This window comes from Rhodovibrio sodomensis, assembly GCF_016583645.1.
GTDB classification, from domain to species: Bacteria; Pseudomonadota; Alphaproteobacteria; order Kiloniellales; family Rhodovibrionaceae; genus Rhodovibrio; species Rhodovibrio sodomensis.
Map to the genome: position 1 here is coordinate 24,472 of NZ_NRRL01000033.1, position 18,685 is coordinate 43,156.

The window sequence follows — 18,685 nt, forward strand, 5'->3', positions numbered from 1 at the left end:
GGCGGCGGCTTTTGGCGGGCGGACCCGGGCGGGCGAGCTCGGGCGGCGGTCGCGCAGATCCGAACGATCCGCCGGAGAGCGTGACCTTAGCGCTACAGGTACTGTTGCCTGAAAACCACAGCTACTTCAATCCGCGAACCACGTCGATCTCCAGGTCGCGGATTTTCTTGCGCAGCGTGTTCCGGTTCAGCCCCAGCAGCTTGGCCGCGCGCAGCTGATTGCCCTTGGTCGCGGCCAGCGACAGCTCGATCAGCGGCCGCTCGACCTCGCGCAGCACGCGGTCGTACAGGCCGGAGGCCGGCAGGCTCTCGCCGTGCGCCTCGAAGTAGTCGCGCAGGTGGCGTTCCACCGCGCCGCCCAGGGAATCGCCCGCGACCGGCGCCTGAGCCGGCTCGGCCTTCTCCGCCGGCGCGTCGCCCAGCTCCGACTGCAGGATGGCGAGGTCGATCACCTCTTGGCTGTACAGCGCGGTCAGGCGGCGGATCAGGTTTTCCAGCTCGCGCACGTTGCCCGGCCAGCGGTAGCTCTTCAGGTAGCTCATCGCATCCGCGTCGAGCGTCTTGAGCGACAGCTCCTCGCTCTCGCAGCGGGCGAAGAAGTGGCGGGCCAGCTCGGGGATATCCTCCGCGCGCTCGCGCAGCGGCGGCAGGCGCAGCGGAACAACGTTCAGGCGGTAGAACAGATCCTCGCGGAACAGCCCGTCGCGGACCAGCTGGCGCAGGTCGCGGTGGGTCGCGGCGATGATCCGGACGTCCGCCTTGATCGGCGTGCGCCCGCCGACGGTGGTGTACTCGCCTTCCTGCAGGACGCGCAGCAGACGGGTCTGCGCCTCCAGCGGCATGTCGCCGATCTCGTCCAGGAACAGCGTCCCGCCGGAGGCCTGCTCGAACCGCCCGGCGTAGCGCTGGTTGGCGCCGGTAAAGGCGCCCTTCTCGTGACCGAACAGCTCGCTTTCGATCAGTTCGCGCGGGATCGCCGCCATGTTGAGCGCGACGAACGCCCCGGCGCGGCGCTTGCCGTAATCGTGCAGCGCGCGGGCGACCAGTTCCTTGCCGGTGCCGGACTCGCCGTAGACGGTGACCGTCAGGTCGGTGCCCATCAGCCGCGCGAGCACCCGGTAGATTTCCTGCATCGCCGGCGACCGCCCGATCAGCGGCAGCTGCTCCTCCTCGCCTTCCGCGTCGGTCGGGTTCTGCGAACTGCCGGCGGCGGACGGGCTGACCTGCGGCGCCGACAGCGCGCGCTCGACGATGTTGATCACCTCGCGCAGGTCGAACGGCTTGGGCAGGTATTCGAACGCCCCGCGCTCGGTCGCCTTGACGGCCGTCAGCAGGGTGTTCTGCGCGCTCATCACCACGATCCGCAGGCCCGGACGCGCCTTCTTGATCGACGGGATCAGCTCCAGCCCGTTCTGGTCCGGCATCACCACGTCGGTGATCACCAGGTCGCCGTAGCCCGCCTGCACCCACTGCCACAGCTGCGCGGCGCTGCCGGTCGCCTTGACCTCGTGGCCGTGGCGGCCGAGCGCCTGGCTCAGCACCGTTCGGATCGCGCGGTCGTCGTCCGCGACCAGGATCGTCGCCGGCATCATTGCGGCGCCTCTCCCTCGGCCTTGGGCAGCATGATCCGGAAGACGGTCTTGTTCGGCTCGGTGTCGAACTCGATCACCCCGCCGTGGTCGCCGACGATCTTGGCGACCAGCGCCAGGCCCAGCCCCTTGCCTGCGGGCTTGGTGGTGACGAAGGGATCGAACAGATGCTCCTGCAGGTCGTCCGGGATGCCCGAGCCGTTGTCCTGCACCGTCACCATCAGCGGCAGGTCGACGCGCGCCCCGCCGCCCGGAACCGCCAGACGCACGCCCTGCTGATAGCGGGTCGACAGCACCACCTCCCCGTTCTCCGCGCCGGCCGCCTCGGCGGCGTTCTTGACCAGGTTGAGCAGCGCCTGGATCAGCAGATCGCGGTTACCCAGCACCGGCGGCAGCGAGGGATCGTAGCTCTCGCGCACCCGGACGTTCCGGGCGAAGCCGGTCTGCGCCACCCGGCGGACGTGCTCCAGGACCTCGTGGATGTTGACCGGCCCGCGCTCCATCGGGCGCTCGTCGGAGAACATCTCCATCCGGTCGACCAGCGCCACGATCCGGTCCGCTTCCTCGCAGATCAGCGAGGTCAGCGCCTGATCGCCGGCGTTGGCGCCCTGCTCCAGCAGCTGCGCGGCGCCGCGGATGCCGGACAGCGGGTTTTTGACCTCGTGCGCCAGCATCGCCGCCATCGCGGTGACCGACCGGGCGGCGTTGCGGTGGGTCAGCTGATGGTCGATCTTCCGCGCGATCGAGCGTTCCTGCAGCGTCACCGCGACGGTGCCCGGCATCTCCGGGATCGGGGCGACGTCGATCGAGACGTACCGGCTGCCGAAGCGCGGCGATTCGATCGTGACCCCGTACTGCGACACGCTGGTCATCTGCCGGCGCACCTGATCGACCAGGGCGTGCAGCGGGCTGTCCTGCGACACCACCTTGGTCAGCGCCCGGCCGACCATGTGCCGGGCGCTGGAGCCCAGGAACTGCTCGGCGGCGTTGTTGAGGGAGGCGAAGCGCCCCTCGGCGTCGACCGTGAACACCGGATCGGCGAGCGCGTTCAGGATCGCGCTGGATTCCGCCTCCGGCAGCGGCTGCTTGCGCGGCTTCTTCGGGTCGCTCATCAGGCGGCCCGCGGGCGCGCGGTTGCGGAACCGGCATCCTGCGCGTCGGCGTACAGCTGCCGGACCAGGGCCTTCGCGGCATCCGGCCGCTCCGCGGCCATCACCGCGCGCTTGAACGCCGCCGCGCCGGGCAGGCCGGAGGCGTACCAGGCCATGTGCTTGCGCGCGATCCGCACGCCGCGGTGGCTGCCGTAGTACGACAGCAGCGCGTCGTAATGCGTCAGCGCGATCTCCGCCTGCCGGGCGAGCGCCGGGGCCGCACCCATCCGCCCGGTTTGCAGCAGCTGCATGACCTGGCCCAGACGCCACGGCGCCCCGCACGCCGCCCGGCCGATCATCACCCCGTCGGCGCCGGAAGCCGCCAGCGCGCCGCGGACATCCGCGGCCGTGTCGATGTCGCCGTTCACGATCACGGGCAGGTCGGTCGCCTGCTTGGTGGCCGCGACCTCCGCCCAGTCGGCGGTGCCGTTGTAGAGCTGCTGACGGGTCCGGCCGTGCACCGTAATCAGCCGGATCCCGGCGTCCTGCGCCATCCGGGCGAAGGCCGGCGCGTTCAGGCTGTCGCGGTCCCAGCCGAGCCGCATCTTGAGGGTCACCGGCAGCGGGTGCACCGCCTCCACGACCCGCTCCAGAATGCGCCCGGCGAGCGCCTCCTCGCGCATCAGGGCGGAGCCGGCGTACTTGGTGACGATCTTCTTGACCGGGCAGCCGAAGTTGATGTCGACGATGGCGGCACCGCGGTCGCGCTGGATGCGCGCGGCCTCAGCCATCGTATCGGGGTCGCAGCCGGCGAGCTGGACCGCCATCGGCCCCTCGTCGCCGTAGTCCTCCTGCAGCTTGCGCGCGCGCATCGCCCGGCGCGCCGCGCGCACCGACGCCTCGCTCGCGATCATCTCGGATACCAACAGCCCGGCGCCCAGGCGGCCGACCAGCCGCCGGAACGGCTTGTCCGTCACGCCCGACATCGGCGCCAGGATCACCGGTGTGTCCAGGCGGACGCCGCCGAGCTCGATCGCACCCACGTTCATGCCCATAAGCTAGGCACACCCTTCGCGCTGCCTAAAAAACGTGCTTCCCCCGGCCTGTTTGTACGGACCTTCCGCCGCCCGCGCAACGGAATCGTCATCCAAAGGGACGCCAACACGGGCGCCTAAGCCGTGACTCCACCCGAGCGCGCGTGGGTGCAGGCCGTGGCCGCTAGCCCATCAGGACGTCGGTGACGAGCTTGACGCCGGGGTAACCGAGGGTCAGCAGGAGGTAGGCGAGCAGCGCCAGCCGCGCGGCACGGCGGCCGCGGACGCCGGTGCGGCTGTGCAGGACCAGCAGGCCGGCGATCAGCAGGAACGCCAGCATGGTCAGCAGCGTCTTGTGCGAAAACCGCATCAGCTGGCCGCTGGTGACCAGCTCGACCGCCATGCCGGACAGGATGTCGACGCCCAGCACCACGCAGGCCGCGGTCAGGAGGCCGATCTGCAGCCGCTCGGAATCCGCGACCGAGGGCAGGATCGCGGTCACCCGGGTCGGCCGTTTCGCCTTGAGCGCGCGTTCCTGCAGGAAAACCGACACGCCGGCCACCGCGGCCGCGGTCGCGAGCGCGTAGGCGGCGACCGACAGCACGATGTGCACCAACACCCAGGTCCCGACCGGGATCGACACCCGCGCCGAGGCGGGTGCCAGCGTCCAGGCGGTCGCGATCAGCGCCAGCACAACCAAATAGCCCAGCATCAGCGGCGCCAGTCGCCAGGCTTCGCGCACCGTCAGGGCGAGCCCGGCGAACAGCAGGGCGCTCGCCGCGACGGTGACCCAGAGGGTCGCGCTCAAGCCGGTGTGCCAGCCGCTCGACAGCTCGACCGCGACATCGGCGACCGGCCCCAGCACGGCGACGGCGAGCAGCCACCAGTACAGCGCGTCCGGCACGGCATCCGTCCGGCGCAGCGGGCGCAGGGCGGCCGGCAGCATGGCGATCGTGGCGGCGAGCGACAGGGTCAGAGCGGTCATGACGCGGGCGTTATATCACCTCTGAGCCGGCGCGACACGGCGCACGCGACCGCTCGGAAAGCGCGGCGACATTGACGGGCGAGATTCCGGGAGCAAGGTGATTTTACCTCGCCCGATCTTGCTCTAGGCTTCGGCCGGCAATCGCCCGGCCGCGCGCCGGTGCGCGGCCACCTTTTCGCAAGCCGGGAGCCGACGGACAACCCTTGAGCCAGACGATCGCCCTGGTCGTCGCGGCCGGCCGCGGCAGCCGGCTGGGCGGCGACCGTCCCAAGCAGTACATGCCCCTGGCCGGCCAGCCGATCCTGCGCCATGGCTTGCGCGCGCTGGCCGCCCATCCGGGGATCGACGGCGTGCGCGCGGTGATCCATCCGGACGACGCCCAGGCGTACGCATCGGCCGCGGCCGGCCTGAACGTGATGGCGCCGGTGCACGGCGGGGCCAGCCGGCAGGAATCGGTACGCTACGGACTGGAGAGCCTGGCGGCGGACCCGCCGGCGCGGGTGCTGATCCACGACGGGGCGCGCCCGTTCGTGGACACCGCGACGATCGACCGCGTGTTGAGCGCGCTCGCCACGGATCCGGGCGCGATCCCGGCGCTCCCGGTCGCCGACACGCTGAAGCGCGGCACGGCCGACGGCGCGATCGCGGAGACCGTCCAACGCGCCGGTCTGTGGCGGGCGCAGACGCCGCAGGGCTTCCGCTTCGCCGACGTCCTGGCCGCCCACCGCGCGGCCGCCGGATCGGCGGACGCGAGCGACGATGCCGCCGTGATGGAACAGGCCGGCCACCGGATCGCGCTGGTCGGCGGCAACCCGGAGAACGTCAAGGTGACCACACAGGACGACCTGACCCGTGCGGAACGCTGGCTGGCGGGCGCGGCCGAAACGCGGGTCGGCCAGGGCTTCGACGTCCACCGGTTCGCCGAGACGCCCGGACCGGTGATGCTGTGCGGCGTGGCGATCGACCACGAAGTCGGGCTGGCCGGGCACTCCGATGCCGACGTCGGCCTGCACGTCGTGGTCGATGCGCTGCTGGGCGCGCTCGGCGAAAGCGACATCGGCCACCACTTCCCGCCCAGCGACCCGCGGTGGAAGGGCGCGGAGTCCGCTCAGTTCGTCACCCGCGCGCGGGAGATCGCGCAGGCCCGCGGCGCCCGGCTGGTCCACGTCGACGTCACGCTGATCTGCGAACGGCCCAAGGTCGGCCCGCATCGCGCGCGCATGGCCGCCCGGATCGCCGACCTGCTGCAGCTGCCCAGTACCCGGGTCTCGGTCAAGGCGACGACGACCGAGGGACTCGGCTTCACCGGCCGGCGCGAGGGGATCGCCGCGCAGGCCGCCGTGACCGTCCAACTCCCGGCGGAGCGCTAGCCCCCCATGGCGACGCGCGCGCCCGACACCCCAGGCCGCTGGTCGCCGTTGGCCCTGCTGCTGAGCTTCGCGGGCGCTGGGTATCTGCCCAGGATGCCGGGCACCTGGGGCTCGCTGGCGGCGCTGCCGCCAGGCGCGCTGCTGCTGTGGCTGGGCGGCGGCTGGGCGCTCGCGGCGGCGGGCGCGGCGGCGCTCCTGGGCGGCGCGTGGGGCGCGCACGCCTATCTGCGCCGGGTCGGCGGGACCGATCCCGAGGAGATCGTGATCGACGAGGTCGGCGGGCAATGGCTCGCGCTGGCGCCGCTCGCCCTGGACCCGCTGCACTTTTTGGTCGCGTTTGCCGCGTTCCGGCTGTTCGATACCCTGAAACCCTGGCCGATCAACGCGCTGGAGCGCCTGCCGGGCGGCATCGGGATCATGGCCGACGACGCCCTGGCCGGGCTGGTCGCCGCCGCGCTGGGCGCCTCCGGCCTCTACCTGACGGGGCAGTTCTGATGTTTCCGGACGACCTGCGCACCCAGGCCGAACGCCTGCTCGACGCCTACAAGGACGCCGGCTGGATGCTCGCCACCGCGGAAAGCTGCACCGGCGGGCTGATCGCCGCGCTGCTGACGGAGATCCCGGGCTCCTCCGCGGTCGTCGAGCGCGGCTTCGTCACCTATACCAACACCGCCAAGCGGGACATGCTGGGCGTGCCGCCGGCGACGCTGGACGCGCACGGCGCGGTCAGCCGGCAAGTTGCCCAAGCGATGGCCGAGGGCGCCTTGGCGCGCGCGCCGGTAGACGCCGCGGTCGCCGTCACCGGAGTCGCCGGGCCCAGCGGCGGCACGGCGGAGAAGCCGGTCGGGCGGGTGGAATTCGCACTTGCCGCGACCGGCCTGGAAACGCACACGGTCCGTCACGACCTGACCGGCGACCGCGGCCAAATCCGCCACGCCAGCCTGGCCATCGCCTTCGACCTGTTCCACCGCGCGCTGAACGACGCGCGCGCTTCCTAAACCGGATATCGTCGCACCCGAATGACCGATCCCAACGCGCCCGCCCCCTCCTCAGCGCCCGCCGGCGGCCCGGGCCGCCTGCCCCTGTCGGTCACCGATCTGCTGCTGATCGTGATCCTGGCGCTCGGCGGATCGCGCCTGCTGCTGCCGGTCCTACTGCAGCCATTCGGCGTCACGCCGATGGACCAGGGCGGCCCCGGCACGGCCGTGATCCTGGGCCTGTTGGCGGTGCAGACGGCGTTCCTGTTCGCCGTGATCTACGGCGTCGCGGTCGCCTGGCGCGGGGTGAGTTGGGCGGACCTGGGGTTCCGGCCCATCGACACCCGCTGGATCCGGCGGGCGGTCATGGTCGCGATCGCGGCGTTCCCGCTGGTCAGCTTCGTCAGCTACCTGCAGATGCAGATCATGGGCCAGCCGATCCAGAACCCGCAGATGGACCTGCTGAAGCCCGAGCGGTTCGGCTGGGACCTCTACCTCGGGATGCTGCTGGTCGCGGGCGTGCTGGCGCCGGTCGTCGAGGAACTGGCGTTCCGCGGCCTGCTCTACCGCTGGCTGCGCGAGCGTCTGGGGATCTGGATCGCCGCGTTCGGCTCCGCGCTCGGCTTTTCGGTGCTGCACGGGATCCCGGGCCTGATCCCAGCGATCGCGGTGCTGGGACTGGTACTGGCCTGGATCTACGAGATCACCGGCACGATCTGGGCCCCGATCATCGTGCACGGCCTGTACAACGCAATCGTGACCACGGTTCTCTACGCCGCCGTCAGCCAGGGCGCGCCGCTGCCGGGCGCCGGCGGGTGACAGTTATTCGGGCTGGCGCGATGGCCTTTCGGCACCGGCTTGCTGCGATGATTACCGACCCCGGCGGCTGACCGCTACGCGCCGCGGCTGGCGGTGCCGCTGGACTGGCCGCGGGCGCCGCGGCGCTGCGGGCCGGTGCCGTAGAGTTGGCCGGCGCGGGTTTCGAACGCCTTGACCATGCGCCGGACCGCCTCGTTGAACAGCGGCTCCATCATCCGCTGCAGGAAGCGGGTGCGGAACTCGAAATCGACGTAGAAGTCGATCAGGCAGCCCTTCTCGTGCTCGTAGAACACCCAGGAGTTGTTCAGGTACTTGAACGGCCCTTCGAGGTAGCGCACGTCGATGCGCATGCCGTCCGGCTGCAGCTTGACCTCACTGGTGAAGCGCTCGCGGATCATCTTGAAGCCGATCACCAGGTCCGCGACGATCGTGTTGCCCCGCTGGCGGCGGATCTTCGAGCCGATGCACCACGGCAGAAACTCCGGATAGCGGTCGACGTCCGCCACCAGGTCGTACATCTGCTGGGGCGTGTACGGCAGCGCCCGCTGTTCGGCATGCGTGGGCATGGGGCCTCGCTGGCGTCGACGCGCGGGTACGGATGCCGCGCGCGGGGCGGGTTTATTGCGCGGCGGCCTGCTGGGCTTCGCGGGCGGCCCGCAGGCGCTCGAAGTCCTCGCCCGCGTGGTAGCTGGAGCGCGTCAGCGGGGACGCGGACACCATCAGAAAACCCTTGTTGTAGGCGCGCTTTTCGTAGGTCTTGAACTCGTCCGGCGGGACGAAGCGGTCGACCGGGTGGTGCTTGCGGGTGGGCTGCAGGTATTGACCGATGGTCAGGAAGTCGACCCGCGCGCTGCGCAGGTCGTCCATCACCTGCAGGATCTCTTCCTTGGTTTCGCCGAGCCCGGCCATGATGCCGGACTTGGTGAACATCGTCGGGTCGAGGTCCTTGACCCGGTCCAACAGGCGCAGCGAGGCGAAGTAGCGCGCCCCCGGACGGACCGGGACGTAGAGCCGCGGCACCGTCTCCAGATTGTGGTTGAAGACGTCCGGCCTGGCCGCGACGACGGTTTCCAGCGCGTTGTCCTTGCGCAGGAAGTCCGGGGTCAGGATTTCGATCGTGGTGCCGGGTGCCTGATGGCGGATCGCGCGGATCACGCGGGCGAAGTGCTCCGCCCCGCCGTCATCCAGGTCGTCGCGGTCGACGCTGGTGATCACCACGTGCTGCAGGCCCAGCTGGGCGACCGCGTCGCCCACGCGCGCGGGCTCGAACGGGTCGAGCGGCTCCGGCTTGCCGGTGGCGACGTTGCAGAAGGTGCAGGCGCGCGTGCAGGTCTCGCCCATGATCATCATGGTGGCGTGACCCTTGGCCCAGCACTCCCCGATGTTGGGGCAGCCGGCCTCCTCGCAGACGGTGTGGAGCTTGTTGTCGCGGACCACCTTCTTGGTGTTCTGGTACTCCCGCGAGGTCGGCGCCTTGACGCGGATCCAGTCCGGCTTGCGCGCCACCGGATTGTCCGGCTTGTGCGCCTTTTCCGGATGCCGGACCTTGCCGCTGAGGTCCTTGGTCTGGCCCTTGAACGTGCGGCTGGTGGCGCTCTCGGTCGGCTGGCTGTCCACTGTCGTCATGTCGCCCCGTGACGCTGTAATCCGTCGGTTAGAAGTGGATGGCCCGGCCGTAGGCGTCAAGCACGCTCTCGTGCATCATCTCCGAGAGCGTGGGGTGCGGGAACACGGTATGCATCAGGTCGGTCTCCGTGGTCTCGAGCGTCTGGGCGATCGAGTAGCCCTGGATCAGCTCGGTGACCTCGGCGCCGATCAGGTGCGCGCCCAGGAGTTCGCCGGTGGTCTCGTCGAACACCGTCTTGACCATGCCGTTGTCCTCGCCCATGGCGAGCGCCTTGCCGTTCCCGCGGTAGGGGAAGCGGCCGACCTTGACCTTGTGCCCGGCGTCCTTAGCCGCCTGCTCGCTCAGGCCGACGGAGGCGACCTGCGGGCTGCAGTAGGTGCACGCCGGAATCTTCTTGTAGTCCAGCGGGTGGGCATCGTTCAGCCCGGCGATCTTCTCCACGCAGATCACGCCCTCGTGGCTCGCCTTGTGCGCCAGCCAGGGCGCGCCGGTCGCATCGCCGATCGCGTACACGCCGGGCTCGCCGGTACGCATCCACTGGTCGGTCTTGATGTGCGACTTCTCGACCTGAACCTTGGTGCCGTCCAGGCCGAGGTTCTCGGTGTTGGCGACGATCCCGACCGACAGGACGACCTTGTCGACCGCCAGCTGCTGGGTCTTGCCGTCCTTCGTCCTGATCGTCGCGGTCGCGCCGTTCTTGCCCTTGTCGACCTTCTCGACGTTGGCTTCGGTATGGATCTTGATGCCCTTCTTCTCGAAGGTCTTGCGGGCGAAGTCGGAGATCTCGCGGTCCTCGGCGGGCAGGATGCGATCGACCACCTCGGCCACCGTCACGTCGACGCCCATGTCGTGGTAGAACGAGGCGAACTCCATGCCGATCGCGCCCGAGCCGATCACCAGGATCTTCTTGGGCATCTGCTTGGGCACCATGGCGTCCTTGTAGGTCCAGACGCTCTCGCCGTCCGCCTCGACGTGCGGCAGCTGGCGGGCCCGCGCGCCCGGGGCCAAGATGATGTGCTTGGCCTGGACGTCCTGGACGTGCTTGCCGTCCTTCTCGACCGCGAGCTTGCCCTGCCCGGCCAGATTGGCGTGGCCGTCGATGACCGTGACCTTGTTCTTCTTCAGCAGGTGCGTGACGCCCTGCGACAGCTTGTTCGCGGTGTCGCGGCTGTGCTTCACCACCTTGGCGACGTCGAAGGACACGTTGTCCGCCTTGAAGCCGAACTGGTCGAGCGAGTGCAGCAGATGGTTGATCTGCGCCGTATGCAGCAGCGCCTTGGTCGGGATGCAGCCCCAGTTGAGGCAGATCCCGCCCAGGTGCTCGCGCTCCACGACGCAGGTCTTGAAGCCCAGCTGGCTGGCCCGGATCGCGGCGACGTAGCCGCCGGGCCCGCCGCCGACGACGGCGATGTCGAAGCTGTTCTCGGCCATGGGGTCCGCCCTGTCCTATCGGGTCGTGTCAGTGGTGCCGGATGACGCCGCCAGCGCTGCTCTAGAGCACGATGCGGAAAGGTGAAGCCACCTTTCAGCATCTTGCTCTCTCTTCAAGCAGTTAGAGCAGCATGCTCATCGGGTCTTCCAGCAATTTGCGAAGCTCGCTCAAGAAGTTGGCGCCGATCGCGCCGTCGACCACCCGGTGGTCGACCGACAGCGTGCACGACATCATGGTCGCCACCGACAGCGCGTCGTCCTTGACCACCGGGCGCTGCTCGGACTTGCCGACCGCCAGGATGCAGGCCTGCGGCGGGTTGATGATCGCCTGGAAGTTGGTGATCCCGAACATCCCCAGGTTGGACAGCGAGAAGGTGCCGCCCTGGTACTCCTCCGGCTTCAGCTTGCCGTCGCGCGCGCGCTTGGCGAGGTCCTTCATCTCCTTGGAGATGGTCGCCAGGCCCTTGGTCTCGGCCTTCTTGATCACCGGGGTGATCAGGCCGCCCTCGATCGCGACCGCGACCGAGACGTCGGCGTGCTCGAAGAACAGCGCGCTCGACCCGTTGTAGGCGGCGTTCGCCTGCGGCACCGTTTTCAGCGCCAGCGCGCAGGCCCGGATGATGAAGTCGTTGACCGACAGCTTGTAGTCCTCGCCGCGCGCCTGGGCCCGGTCGTTCAGCTCCTTCCGGACCCGGAACACCTCGTCCATCTCGATGTCGACGGACAGGTAGAAGTGCGGCACCGTCTGCTTGGACTCGCTCAGGCGCTTGGCGATCGTCTTGCGCATGTTGTTGAGCGGGACTTCCTCGTAGGCCATGCCGAGCTGCTCGGCGGAAGCCTTGGCGTCCACGCCCTGCGCCGGGGCCGGCTGCTTCTGCGCGGCCGGTTGCTGCGGTTGCGCCTGCGGCTGGCCGGCCGGCTGGGCCGCGGGCTGCTGCGCCGGGGTGCCGCGCTCGATCGCCTGCTCGACGTCCGAGCGGACGATCCGGCCGTGCGGACCGCTGCCGTTCAGGCCGGCGAGGTCGATCCCCGCCTGCTTCGCCATCCGCCGGGCGAGCGGGGAGGCAAACACGCGCTTGCCCGACGCGTCCTTGGGCGCCGGCGGGGCCGGCGGCGCGTTCTCCAGGCTGGCGTGCGTGCCCGGCGCCGACGCGGCCGACTGCGGCGCGGAACTGCCGCCCGCGCCGGAGGCGCCGCCCGCGGACCCGCCGCCACCGCTCTCAGCGGCCGGCTGCGCGCCGCCGCCGTCCGCACCGTCGCCGGCTGGCGGGGCGGGCGTCTTGTCCAGGTCGGCCGCGCTCTCGCCTTCCTCCAACAGGATGGCGATCGCCTGATTGACGGGCACCCCCTCGGTGCCTTCCTCGACCAGCAGCTTGCCGACCGTGCCCTCGTCGACCGCCTCGACCTCCATGGTCGCCTTGTCGGTCTCGATCTCCGCCACGATGTCGCCGCTGGAGACGGTGTCGCCCGGCTTGACGTGCCACTTGGCCAGGTTGCCCTCGGTCATGGTCGGCGACAGCGCCGGCATGAGGATATTGACGGGCATCTTTGACGGCTCCCCTTGATCTCGGCCGCGCGGGCGGTCGTGAGACGGGCTCCCGGGCGCGCGGCGTCGTGTCCCCTGGCGGCCCGGCGCCCGGCGGTCGGGCGCGGGCTGGCTTGCTTAAGCGCGGTAGCAGACTTGCCGGGCGGCCTGGAAAACCTCCTCGCTGCCCGGGATGGCCAGTTTTTCCAGGTTGGCGGCGTAGGGCTGCGGCACGTCCTTGGCGCATACGCGCGTGACCGGCGCGTCCAGATAGTCGAACGCGTACTCCATGCACAGCGCGGCGATCTCGGAGCCGATGCCGGCGAACGGCCAGCCTTCCTCGCAGGAGACCACGCGGTTGGTCTTCTTCACGCTGGCGACCACCGTGTCGACGTCGAACGGGCGGATCGAGCGCAGATCGACGACCTCGGCCTCGATGCCCTCGTCCCGGCTCAGCCGCTCGGCCGCTTCCAGCGCGCGGTGCACCATCAGCGAGTGCGCGACCAGCGTGACGTCGGTGCCCGGCCGGCGCACGCAGGCCTTGCCGATCGGCACCGTCCAGTCGTCGGTGTCCGGGATCTCGAAGCTGTGGCCGTACAGCAGCTCGTTTTCCAGGATCAGCACCGGGTTGGGGTCGCGCACCGCGCTTTTCAGCAGGCCCTTGAAGTCGGCGCCGTGGTAGGGCGAGACCACCTTCAGCCCCGGGATGTGGCCGTACCAGCTGGCGTATTCCTGGCTGTGTTGGGCGGCGACCCGGCTCGCGGGGCCGTTCGGGCCGCGGAACACGATCGGGCAATGGATCTGCCCGCCAGACATGTAGAGCTTCTTGCCCGCCGAATTGATGATCTGGTCGATCGCCTGCATGGCGAAGTTCCAGGTCATGAAGTCGACGATCGGCCGCAGGCCGTAGAAGGCCGCGCCGATGCCGAGCCCGGTGAAGCCGTGCTCGGTGATCGGCGTGTCGACCACGCGCCGGCGGCCGAACTCCTTCAACATGCCGACCGTGACCTTATAGGCGCCCTCGTAGTCGGCGACCTCTTCGCCCATCAGGAAGACCCGGTCGTCCGCGCGCATCTCCTCGGCCATGGCGTCGCGGATCGATTCGCGGACCGTCTCGGTCTTGGTCGGTCCGGTCCACTCCGGCTCGTCCGGCTGCTTCGACGGGAACGAGGTGCGCGGCTCCTCGGCGACCGTGGGCGGCATCTTCACGTTGCCCTCGGCGTCGCGCATCGCCTTGTCGACCTGCTCGCCCGCGGGCGGCGCACTGGCGGCCGCGGGCGCAGGGCGCGGCGCGCCGCCGCCATCGGCCGCCTGGGCTTCCGGCTGGGGCTGACCGGCGCCCCCGCCGCCATCCGACGGCTGGGCCTTGTCGAGATCGGCCTGACTTTCGCCTTCGCCGAGCAGGAGCGCGATCGCCTGGTTGACCGGAACGCCCTCGGTGCCCTCGGGCACCAGGATGCGGCCCATGGTCCCCTCGTCGACCGCCTCGACCTCCATGGTCGCCTTGTCGGTCTCGATCTCGGCGAGCACGTCGCCGTTGGCGACCGGGTCACCTTCCTTTTTGTGCCATTTCGCGAGGTTTCCCTCGGTCATGGTCGGCGACAGCGCCGGCATGAGCACTTCGATGGGCATCCACCCCTCCCAGAGCAGAGCGGTTCTTCTTTGATCCCCGGAGGTCTCCGCCGCGGCGCCTCGCACGCGGCTGCGGCCCGCGGTGCGGACGGACGCGGCGGTCCGGGGTGTTTGGCAGGCATCGCCTCGATCGGCGGGCGCGCCCGTCGGGCGCCCGCCGGATCTGCGGATCGGGCGTCCCGGCGCGCGGGCTACGCCTCCATCACGACGTTGGTGTAAAGCTCGCTCGGGTCGGGCTCGGGACTGTTCTGCGCGAACTCCGCGGCTTCGGAGACCAGATCCTTGATCTCGCGGTCGACCTGCTTGAGTTCGTCCTCGGTGACCCCGGCGTGGTTTTCCATGACCTCACGCAGGCGCAGCAGCGGGTCCTGTTCGGTGCGCATCTTCTGCACCTCTTCCTTGGACCGGTACTTCGCCGGGTCGGACATCGAGTGGCCGCGGTAGCGGTAGGTCAGCATCTCCAAAATGTACGGACCCTTGCCGGAGCGCACGTGGTCGACCGCGCGCTGGGCGCCGGCCATGACGTTGAGCACGTGCATGCCGTCGACCTGTTCGCCCGGAATGCCGTAGGCCTCGCCGCGCTGGTACAGCTCGGTGGTCGCGGAGGCGCGCTCGACGCTGGTGCCCATGCCGTACTTGTTGTTCTCGATCACATACAGCACCGGCAGCTGCCAGAGCGCGGCCATGTTGAACGACTCGTAAACCTGCCCCTGATTGACGGCGCCGTCGCCCAGGTAGGTCGGGCAGACCTTGCTCTCGCCGTTGTACTTGATCGCGAAGCCGATGCCGGTGCCGACCGGCACCTGCGCGCCGACGATGCCGTGTCCGCCGTAGAACGACTTGTCGACGCTGAACATGTGCATCGAGCCGCCCTTGCCCTTGGAGTAGCCGCCGGAACGACCGGTCAACTCGGCCATCACACCGCGCGCCTCCATGCCGGAGGCCAGCATGTGGCCGTGGCAGCGGTAGGACGCGACCACCGGATCGTCGTCGTTGGTGATCCCCTTCATGCCGACGACGACGGCTTCCTGACCGATGTAGAGGTGACAGAAGCCGCCGATCAGGCCCATGCCGTACAGCTGGCCCGCCTTCTCCTCGAACCGGCGGATCAGCAGCATGTCGCGGTAAAGCTGCAGCAGGCGGTCCTTCGACAGGCCATGGGTCGGGTCCTGATTGGACGACCGGCTGGTACTGCTGCGGGACTTCGACCTCGCCGCGGTCGAACTGCCGCTGGTCGACGTCTTGCGCGCGCCGGTGGTCCCGGCGCTGGCGGAGCCGCCCTTCTTACTGGCCATACCTACCCCTGTTGATCGACCGCGCTCTAAACCGGCGCTGTTCATCGCTTAGCGCCCGTGTTGGGCACCTGCGTCGCAGGTAGCCTAGGCCCATAGCCCCCCGAACGCAAGGCGCTCTCGGGCATCCCGGAGATCGCATAAGTGCCTGTCAGACATATATTTTCTATGAATAACCGTAGATTAGTTAAGGCAGGCGAAGTAACGTCTGTCGGGCAATTGGGCGCCCGCGCCCGGTGCCGCGGTCTGCCGCGCGCAGGCCCGCAGCGCAACATCGCGCCCGACGCCAACCGGACCGCGCCATGTCTGAACGGCAACGGCGGCAGCTCGACGCCGGCGCCCGCGGACGCGGTGGCGCTACCGATCGCCCCCGGTCTGCGGCCGGCTCTCGAGAGGGGACATCACGACAACCTCGTCCTCGCGGGTGTAGTTCAACACCTCGCGGGCCCGCTCTTCCAGCATGTCGGGGTCCAGACTGTCCGGGCGCAGCAGCTTGACCTTTTGTTCCAACTCGGCGCGCTGGGCATCGAGTGCCCGGTCCACCGCCTTCGCCTGCTGCAACTGCTGCTGCAGGTGAACGTAGGCCAGCAGCCCGCGTTCGCCCTGCACGGCGTGATACGCGAAATAGCCCGCGATACAGGCGAACAGCACCTGCGGGGCGATCTGACGCGCGCGCCGACGTATTTCACGGACCATGGCCATGCCCGCAGCGAATCATGCACCGGCGCAGCCGTCAACGACGAAAAGTCAGGGATTCCAGAAATTTGGACCCGATTCCTTAATGTTCTGGTTTTGGACTCGGGCCGGAGTCGCTCATTCCGTCTGGCGAGTCCGGCGGCCCCACCCCGACGACGTCCGAGCCGCCGGGGTGAAAGCGCGCCGGGCCCACGCCGTTACTGCCGCAAAACGCCGCGCCCGGCGAAATGGGCGGCGATGTCGAGGTCTTCCTCGATCCGCAGCAGGCGGTTGTACTTCGCCGTCCGGTCGGAGCGCGACAGCGAGCCGGTCTTGATCAGGCCGCAGTTGGTGGCGACCGCGAGGTCGGCGATCGTCGCATCCTCGGTCTCGCCGGAGCGGTGCGACATCACCGCGGTGAAGCCGTTCTTGTGCGCCAGTTCGACCGCTTCCAGCGTCTCGGTCAGGGTGCCGATCTGGTTGACCTTGACCAGGATCGAGTTGGCGATGCCGTCGCGCACCCCGCGCGCCAGCCGCTCGGTATTGGTGACGAACAGGTCGTCGCCGACCAGTTGAACCCGGTCGCCGATCCGCTTGGTGAGCGCGGCCCAGCCTTCCCAGTCGTCTTCGGCCATGCCGTCCTCGATCGAGACGATCGGGTGGTTGTCGCACAGTTCGGCCAGATAGTCGGCGAACTGGGCGCTATCGAGCGTCTTGCCCTCGCCGGCCAGCACGTACTGGCCGTGCTCGAAGAACTCGCTGGCCGCGCAGTCGAGCGCGAGCACGACCTCGCTGCCGGGCGTGTAGCCGGCGTCCTGGATCGCGCCTGTGATGTGCTCCAGCGCCTCGTTGGTGCTTTTGACCGCCGGGGCGAAGCCGCCCTCATCGCCGACGTTGGTGTTGTGGCCGTGCTTCTTCAGCCGGGCCTTTAGGGCGTGAAACACCTCGGCCCCGCAGCGCAGCGCCTCGGCGAAACTGTCCTGGCCGACCGGCATGACCATGAATTCCTGGAAGTCGAGCGCGTTGTCCGCGTGCTCGCCGCCGTTGACGATGTTCATCATCGGGGTGGGCAGCGTGCGCGCGGCGGCCCCGCCGACGTAGCGATAGAGCTCCAGGCCAGCCTCCTCGGCGGCCGCCTTGGCCGCGGCGAGCGAGACGCCCAGGATCGCGTTCGCGCCCAGCCGGTCCTTGTTGGGCGTGCCGTCGAGCGCGATCAGCGTGCGGTCGAGCTTGACCTGGTCGCCCGCCTCGAAGCCCTGCAGCGTGTCCTGGATCTCGTGGTTCACCGACGCGACGGCGTCCTGGACGCCCTTGCCGAGGTAGCGGCCCTTGTCGCCGTCGCGCCGCTCGACCGCCTCGTGCTGGCCTGTGGACGCGCCCGAGGGCACCGCGGCCCGCCCGAAGGCGCCGCTTTCCAGCAGAACATCGACCTCGACCGTGGGATTGCCGCGGCTATCCAGGATCTCCCGGCCGCGGACTTCAACGATGGCGCTCATGGCTGCCTCTTCTTCCGTATGCGTGGGTGCTGTGAAGGTGACTGAGCATAGTCGGGAATTCGTTCGTCCACGTCCCTGCCAAGCCGTCCCGCTATTCGTGATGAGTGCTTTGCAGCGGACATACGACCTTGAGCACTGCTAACACAAGCATGCGCGGCATCGGACATATTTAGAAAGTACGGCTCGGTAAACGGTATCGGGGTCACCAGGGCGACGATGGGTTCTCCCTTAAGGCGAACTTTAAACGGAACTTTTTATTGGGTAGCCGGCTAAGTTTCTCAATGTGAACAAAGAATCCGGCTGTGGGCGGCTTTGTGTACCCATGTAAACGACGGTGGTCTATCCTTGACATCAGGATCTCGGTACGATTCGCATGAGCCATGTACATCGAGTCAGTCCCCAATCGCCAGTCGCCGCCCGCCGTCCTGCTGCGGGAAAGCCGCCGCGAGGGCGGCAAGATCAAAAAGCGCACCGTGGCCAATCTGAGCGATTGGCCGACGGACCTGGTCGAGGGCCTGCGGACCCTGCTCAAAGGCGGCGTCGCGGTGGAACGCGCCGAGCAGGCCCTGACCATCTCGCGCTCGCTGCCGCACGGCCACGTCGCCGCCGTGCTGGGCACGGCCGAGCGGCTGGGCCTGCCGAAACTGCTGCTCGGCCGGCGCAGCCGGCCGGCCGATCAGCGGTCGCGCGACCTGGTGCTGGCGATGATCGCCCAGCGGATCATCCAGCCCTGCTCCAAGCTCGCCACCGTGCGCGCCCTCAACGCTGAGACGGCCGCCTCCAGCCTGAACGGGCGCCTGGGCCTGGGCGAGGTGCGCGAGCATGAGGTCTACGCCGCGCTGGACTGGCTGGTGGCGCGTCAGCCGCACATCGAGACCGCGCTCGCCAACCGGCATCTCAGCGAGGGCACGCTCTACGACGTCAGCTCGTCCTATCTGGAGGGCCGCTGCTGCGCGCTCGCCCGGCACGGCTACAGCCGCGATCATCGCGCAGACCGGCCGCAGATCGTCTACGGTCTGCTCTGCGACCCGGAGGGCGTGCCGATCGCGGTCGAGGTGTTCGAGGGCGACACCGCCGACCCGACCACGCTCACCAGCCAGATCGACAAGCTCAAGAAGCGCTTCGGGCTCGCGCGCGTGGTCC

The 18,685-nt window shown here is 69.4% G+C and carries 17 protein-coding genes; 5 read left to right on the forward strand and 12 right to left on the reverse strand.

The genetic code is table 11. From position 1 onward, the window contains the following. Positions 1–121 precede the first annotated feature (121 nt). From ntrC to ccsA, 4 genes are all read right to left on the reverse strand, one after another. Positions 122–1,591, reverse strand: coding sequence for a nitrogen regulation protein NR(I) (gene ntrC, locus CKO28_RS13130; RefSeq protein WP_200341241.1), 1,470 nt, complete (start codon positions 1,589–1,591; stop codon positions 122–124). Further along, a complete protein-coding gene (locus CKO28_RS13135) occupies positions 1,588–2,700 on the reverse strand; it encodes a two-component system sensor histidine kinase NtrB (protein WP_200341242.1) in 1,113 nt (370 codons plus the stop codon). Before CKO28_RS13135 ends, ntrC begins: the two co-directional genes overlap by 4 nt. Then, positions 2,700–3,734, reverse strand: coding sequence for a tRNA dihydrouridine synthase DusB (gene dusB / locus CKO28_RS13140; protein WP_200341243.1), 1,035 nt, complete (start codon positions 3,732–3,734; stop codon positions 2,700–2,702). The genes CKO28_RS13135 and dusB overlap by 1 nt, the downstream gene beginning before the upstream one ends. A gap of 163 nt (positions 3,735–3,897) precedes the next feature. Beyond that, positions 3,898–4,698 carry a cytochrome c biogenesis protein CcsA gene (gene ccsA, locus CKO28_RS13145; protein ID WP_200341244.1) on the reverse strand — a complete coding sequence of 267 codons (801 nt, stop codon included), beginning with the start codon at positions 4,696–4,698 and terminating at the stop codon, positions 3,898–3,900. Between the two features lie 203 nt (positions 4,699–4,901). On the opposite strand from ccsA, the gene CKO28_RS13150 reads away from it, so the two are divergent. From CKO28_RS13150 to CKO28_RS13165, 4 genes are read left to right on the forward strand one after another with little or no spacing between them, the layout of a single operon-like run. Next, a complete protein-coding gene (locus CKO28_RS13150) occupies positions 4,902–6,068 on the forward strand; it encodes a bifunctional 2-C-methyl-D-erythritol 4-phosphate cytidylyltransferase/2-C-methyl-D-erythritol 2,4-cyclodiphosphate synthase (protein WP_200341245.1) in 1,167 nt (388 codons plus the stop codon). Between the two features lie 6 nt (positions 6,069–6,074). Beyond that, positions 6,075–6,563 (forward strand): phosphatidylglycerophosphatase A family protein, encoded by a 489-nt coding sequence (locus CKO28_RS13155; RefSeq protein WP_200341246.1) that lies wholly within the window; start codon positions 6,075–6,077, stop codon positions 6,561–6,563. Beyond that, positions 6,563–7,066 carry a CinA family protein gene (locus tag CKO28_RS13160; RefSeq protein WP_200341247.1) on the forward strand — a complete coding sequence of 168 codons (504 nt, stop codon included), beginning with the start codon at positions 6,563–6,565 and terminating at the stop codon, positions 7,064–7,066. The genes CKO28_RS13155 and CKO28_RS13160 overlap by 1 nt, the downstream gene beginning before the upstream one ends. 21 nt (positions 7,067–7,087) lie before the next feature. Further along, positions 7,088–7,864, forward strand: coding sequence for a CPBP family intramembrane glutamic endopeptidase (locus CKO28_RS13165; RefSeq protein ID WP_200341248.1), 777 nt, complete (start codon positions 7,088–7,090; stop codon positions 7,862–7,864). Positions 7,865–7,938: 74 nt separating this feature from the next. Here the strand turns inward: CKO28_RS13165 and CKO28_RS13170 are convergent, their stop codons facing one another. The 8 genes from CKO28_RS13170 to eno form a co-directional block, all read right to left on the reverse strand. Beyond that, the gene (locus CKO28_RS13170; protein ID WP_200341249.1) at positions 7,939–8,430 is read right to left on the reverse strand and encodes a type II toxin-antitoxin system RatA family toxin; all 492 of its coding nucleotides are present in this window, start codon (positions 8,428–8,430) and stop codon (positions 7,939–7,941) included. A gap of 52 nt (positions 8,431–8,482) precedes the next feature. Further along, positions 8,483–9,490, reverse strand: a complete 1,008-nt coding sequence (lipA, locus tag CKO28_RS13175) for a lipoyl synthase (RefSeq protein ID WP_200341250.1) — start codon at positions 9,488–9,490, stop codon at positions 8,483–8,485. Positions 9,491–9,518: 28 nt separating this feature from the next. Then, the gene (gene lpdA, locus CKO28_RS13180; protein WP_200341251.1) at positions 9,519–10,922 is read right to left on the reverse strand and encodes a dihydrolipoyl dehydrogenase; all 1,404 of its coding nucleotides are present in this window, start codon (positions 10,920–10,922) and stop codon (positions 9,519–9,521) included. A 121-nt stretch (positions 10,923–11,043) separates the two neighbouring features. Beyond that, on the reverse strand, positions 11,044–12,468 hold the full coding sequence (locus CKO28_RS13185; RefSeq protein ID WP_200341252.1) for a pyruvate dehydrogenase complex dihydrolipoamide acetyltransferase: 1,425 nt from the start codon (positions 12,466–12,468) through the stop codon (positions 11,044–11,046). Positions 12,469–12,585: 117 nt separating this feature from the next. Further along, positions 12,586–14,079 carry a pyruvate dehydrogenase complex E1 component subunit beta gene (locus CKO28_RS13190; RefSeq protein ID WP_200341253.1) on the reverse strand — a complete coding sequence of 498 codons (1,494 nt, stop codon included), beginning with the start codon at positions 14,077–14,079 and terminating at the stop codon, positions 12,586–12,588. A 191-nt stretch (positions 14,080–14,270) separates the two neighbouring features. Further along, the gene (gene pdhA / locus CKO28_RS13195) at positions 14,271–15,374 is read right to left on the reverse strand and encodes a pyruvate dehydrogenase (acetyl-transferring) E1 component subunit alpha (protein ID WP_200341254.1); all 1,104 of its coding nucleotides are present in this window, start codon (positions 15,372–15,374) and stop codon (positions 14,271–14,273) included. Between the two features lie 354 nt (positions 15,375–15,728). Further along, positions 15,729–16,073: an FtsB family cell division protein gene (locus CKO28_RS13200; RefSeq protein WP_242480544.1), complete on the reverse strand. Its 345-nt coding sequence runs from the start codon at positions 16,071–16,073 to the stop codon at positions 15,729–15,731. Positions 16,074–16,264: 191 nt separating this feature from the next. Then, a complete protein-coding gene (gene eno, locus CKO28_RS13205; RefSeq protein ID WP_200341255.1) occupies positions 16,265–17,542 on the reverse strand; it encodes a phosphopyruvate hydratase in 1,278 nt (425 codons plus the stop codon). 380 nt (positions 17,543–17,922) lie between these two features. On the opposite strand from eno, the gene CKO28_RS13210 reads away from it, so the two are divergent. After that, the coding region (locus CKO28_RS13210) for an IS1634 family transposase (protein WP_437127628.1) at positions 17,923–18,685 on the forward strand (763 nt) is incomplete at its 3' end.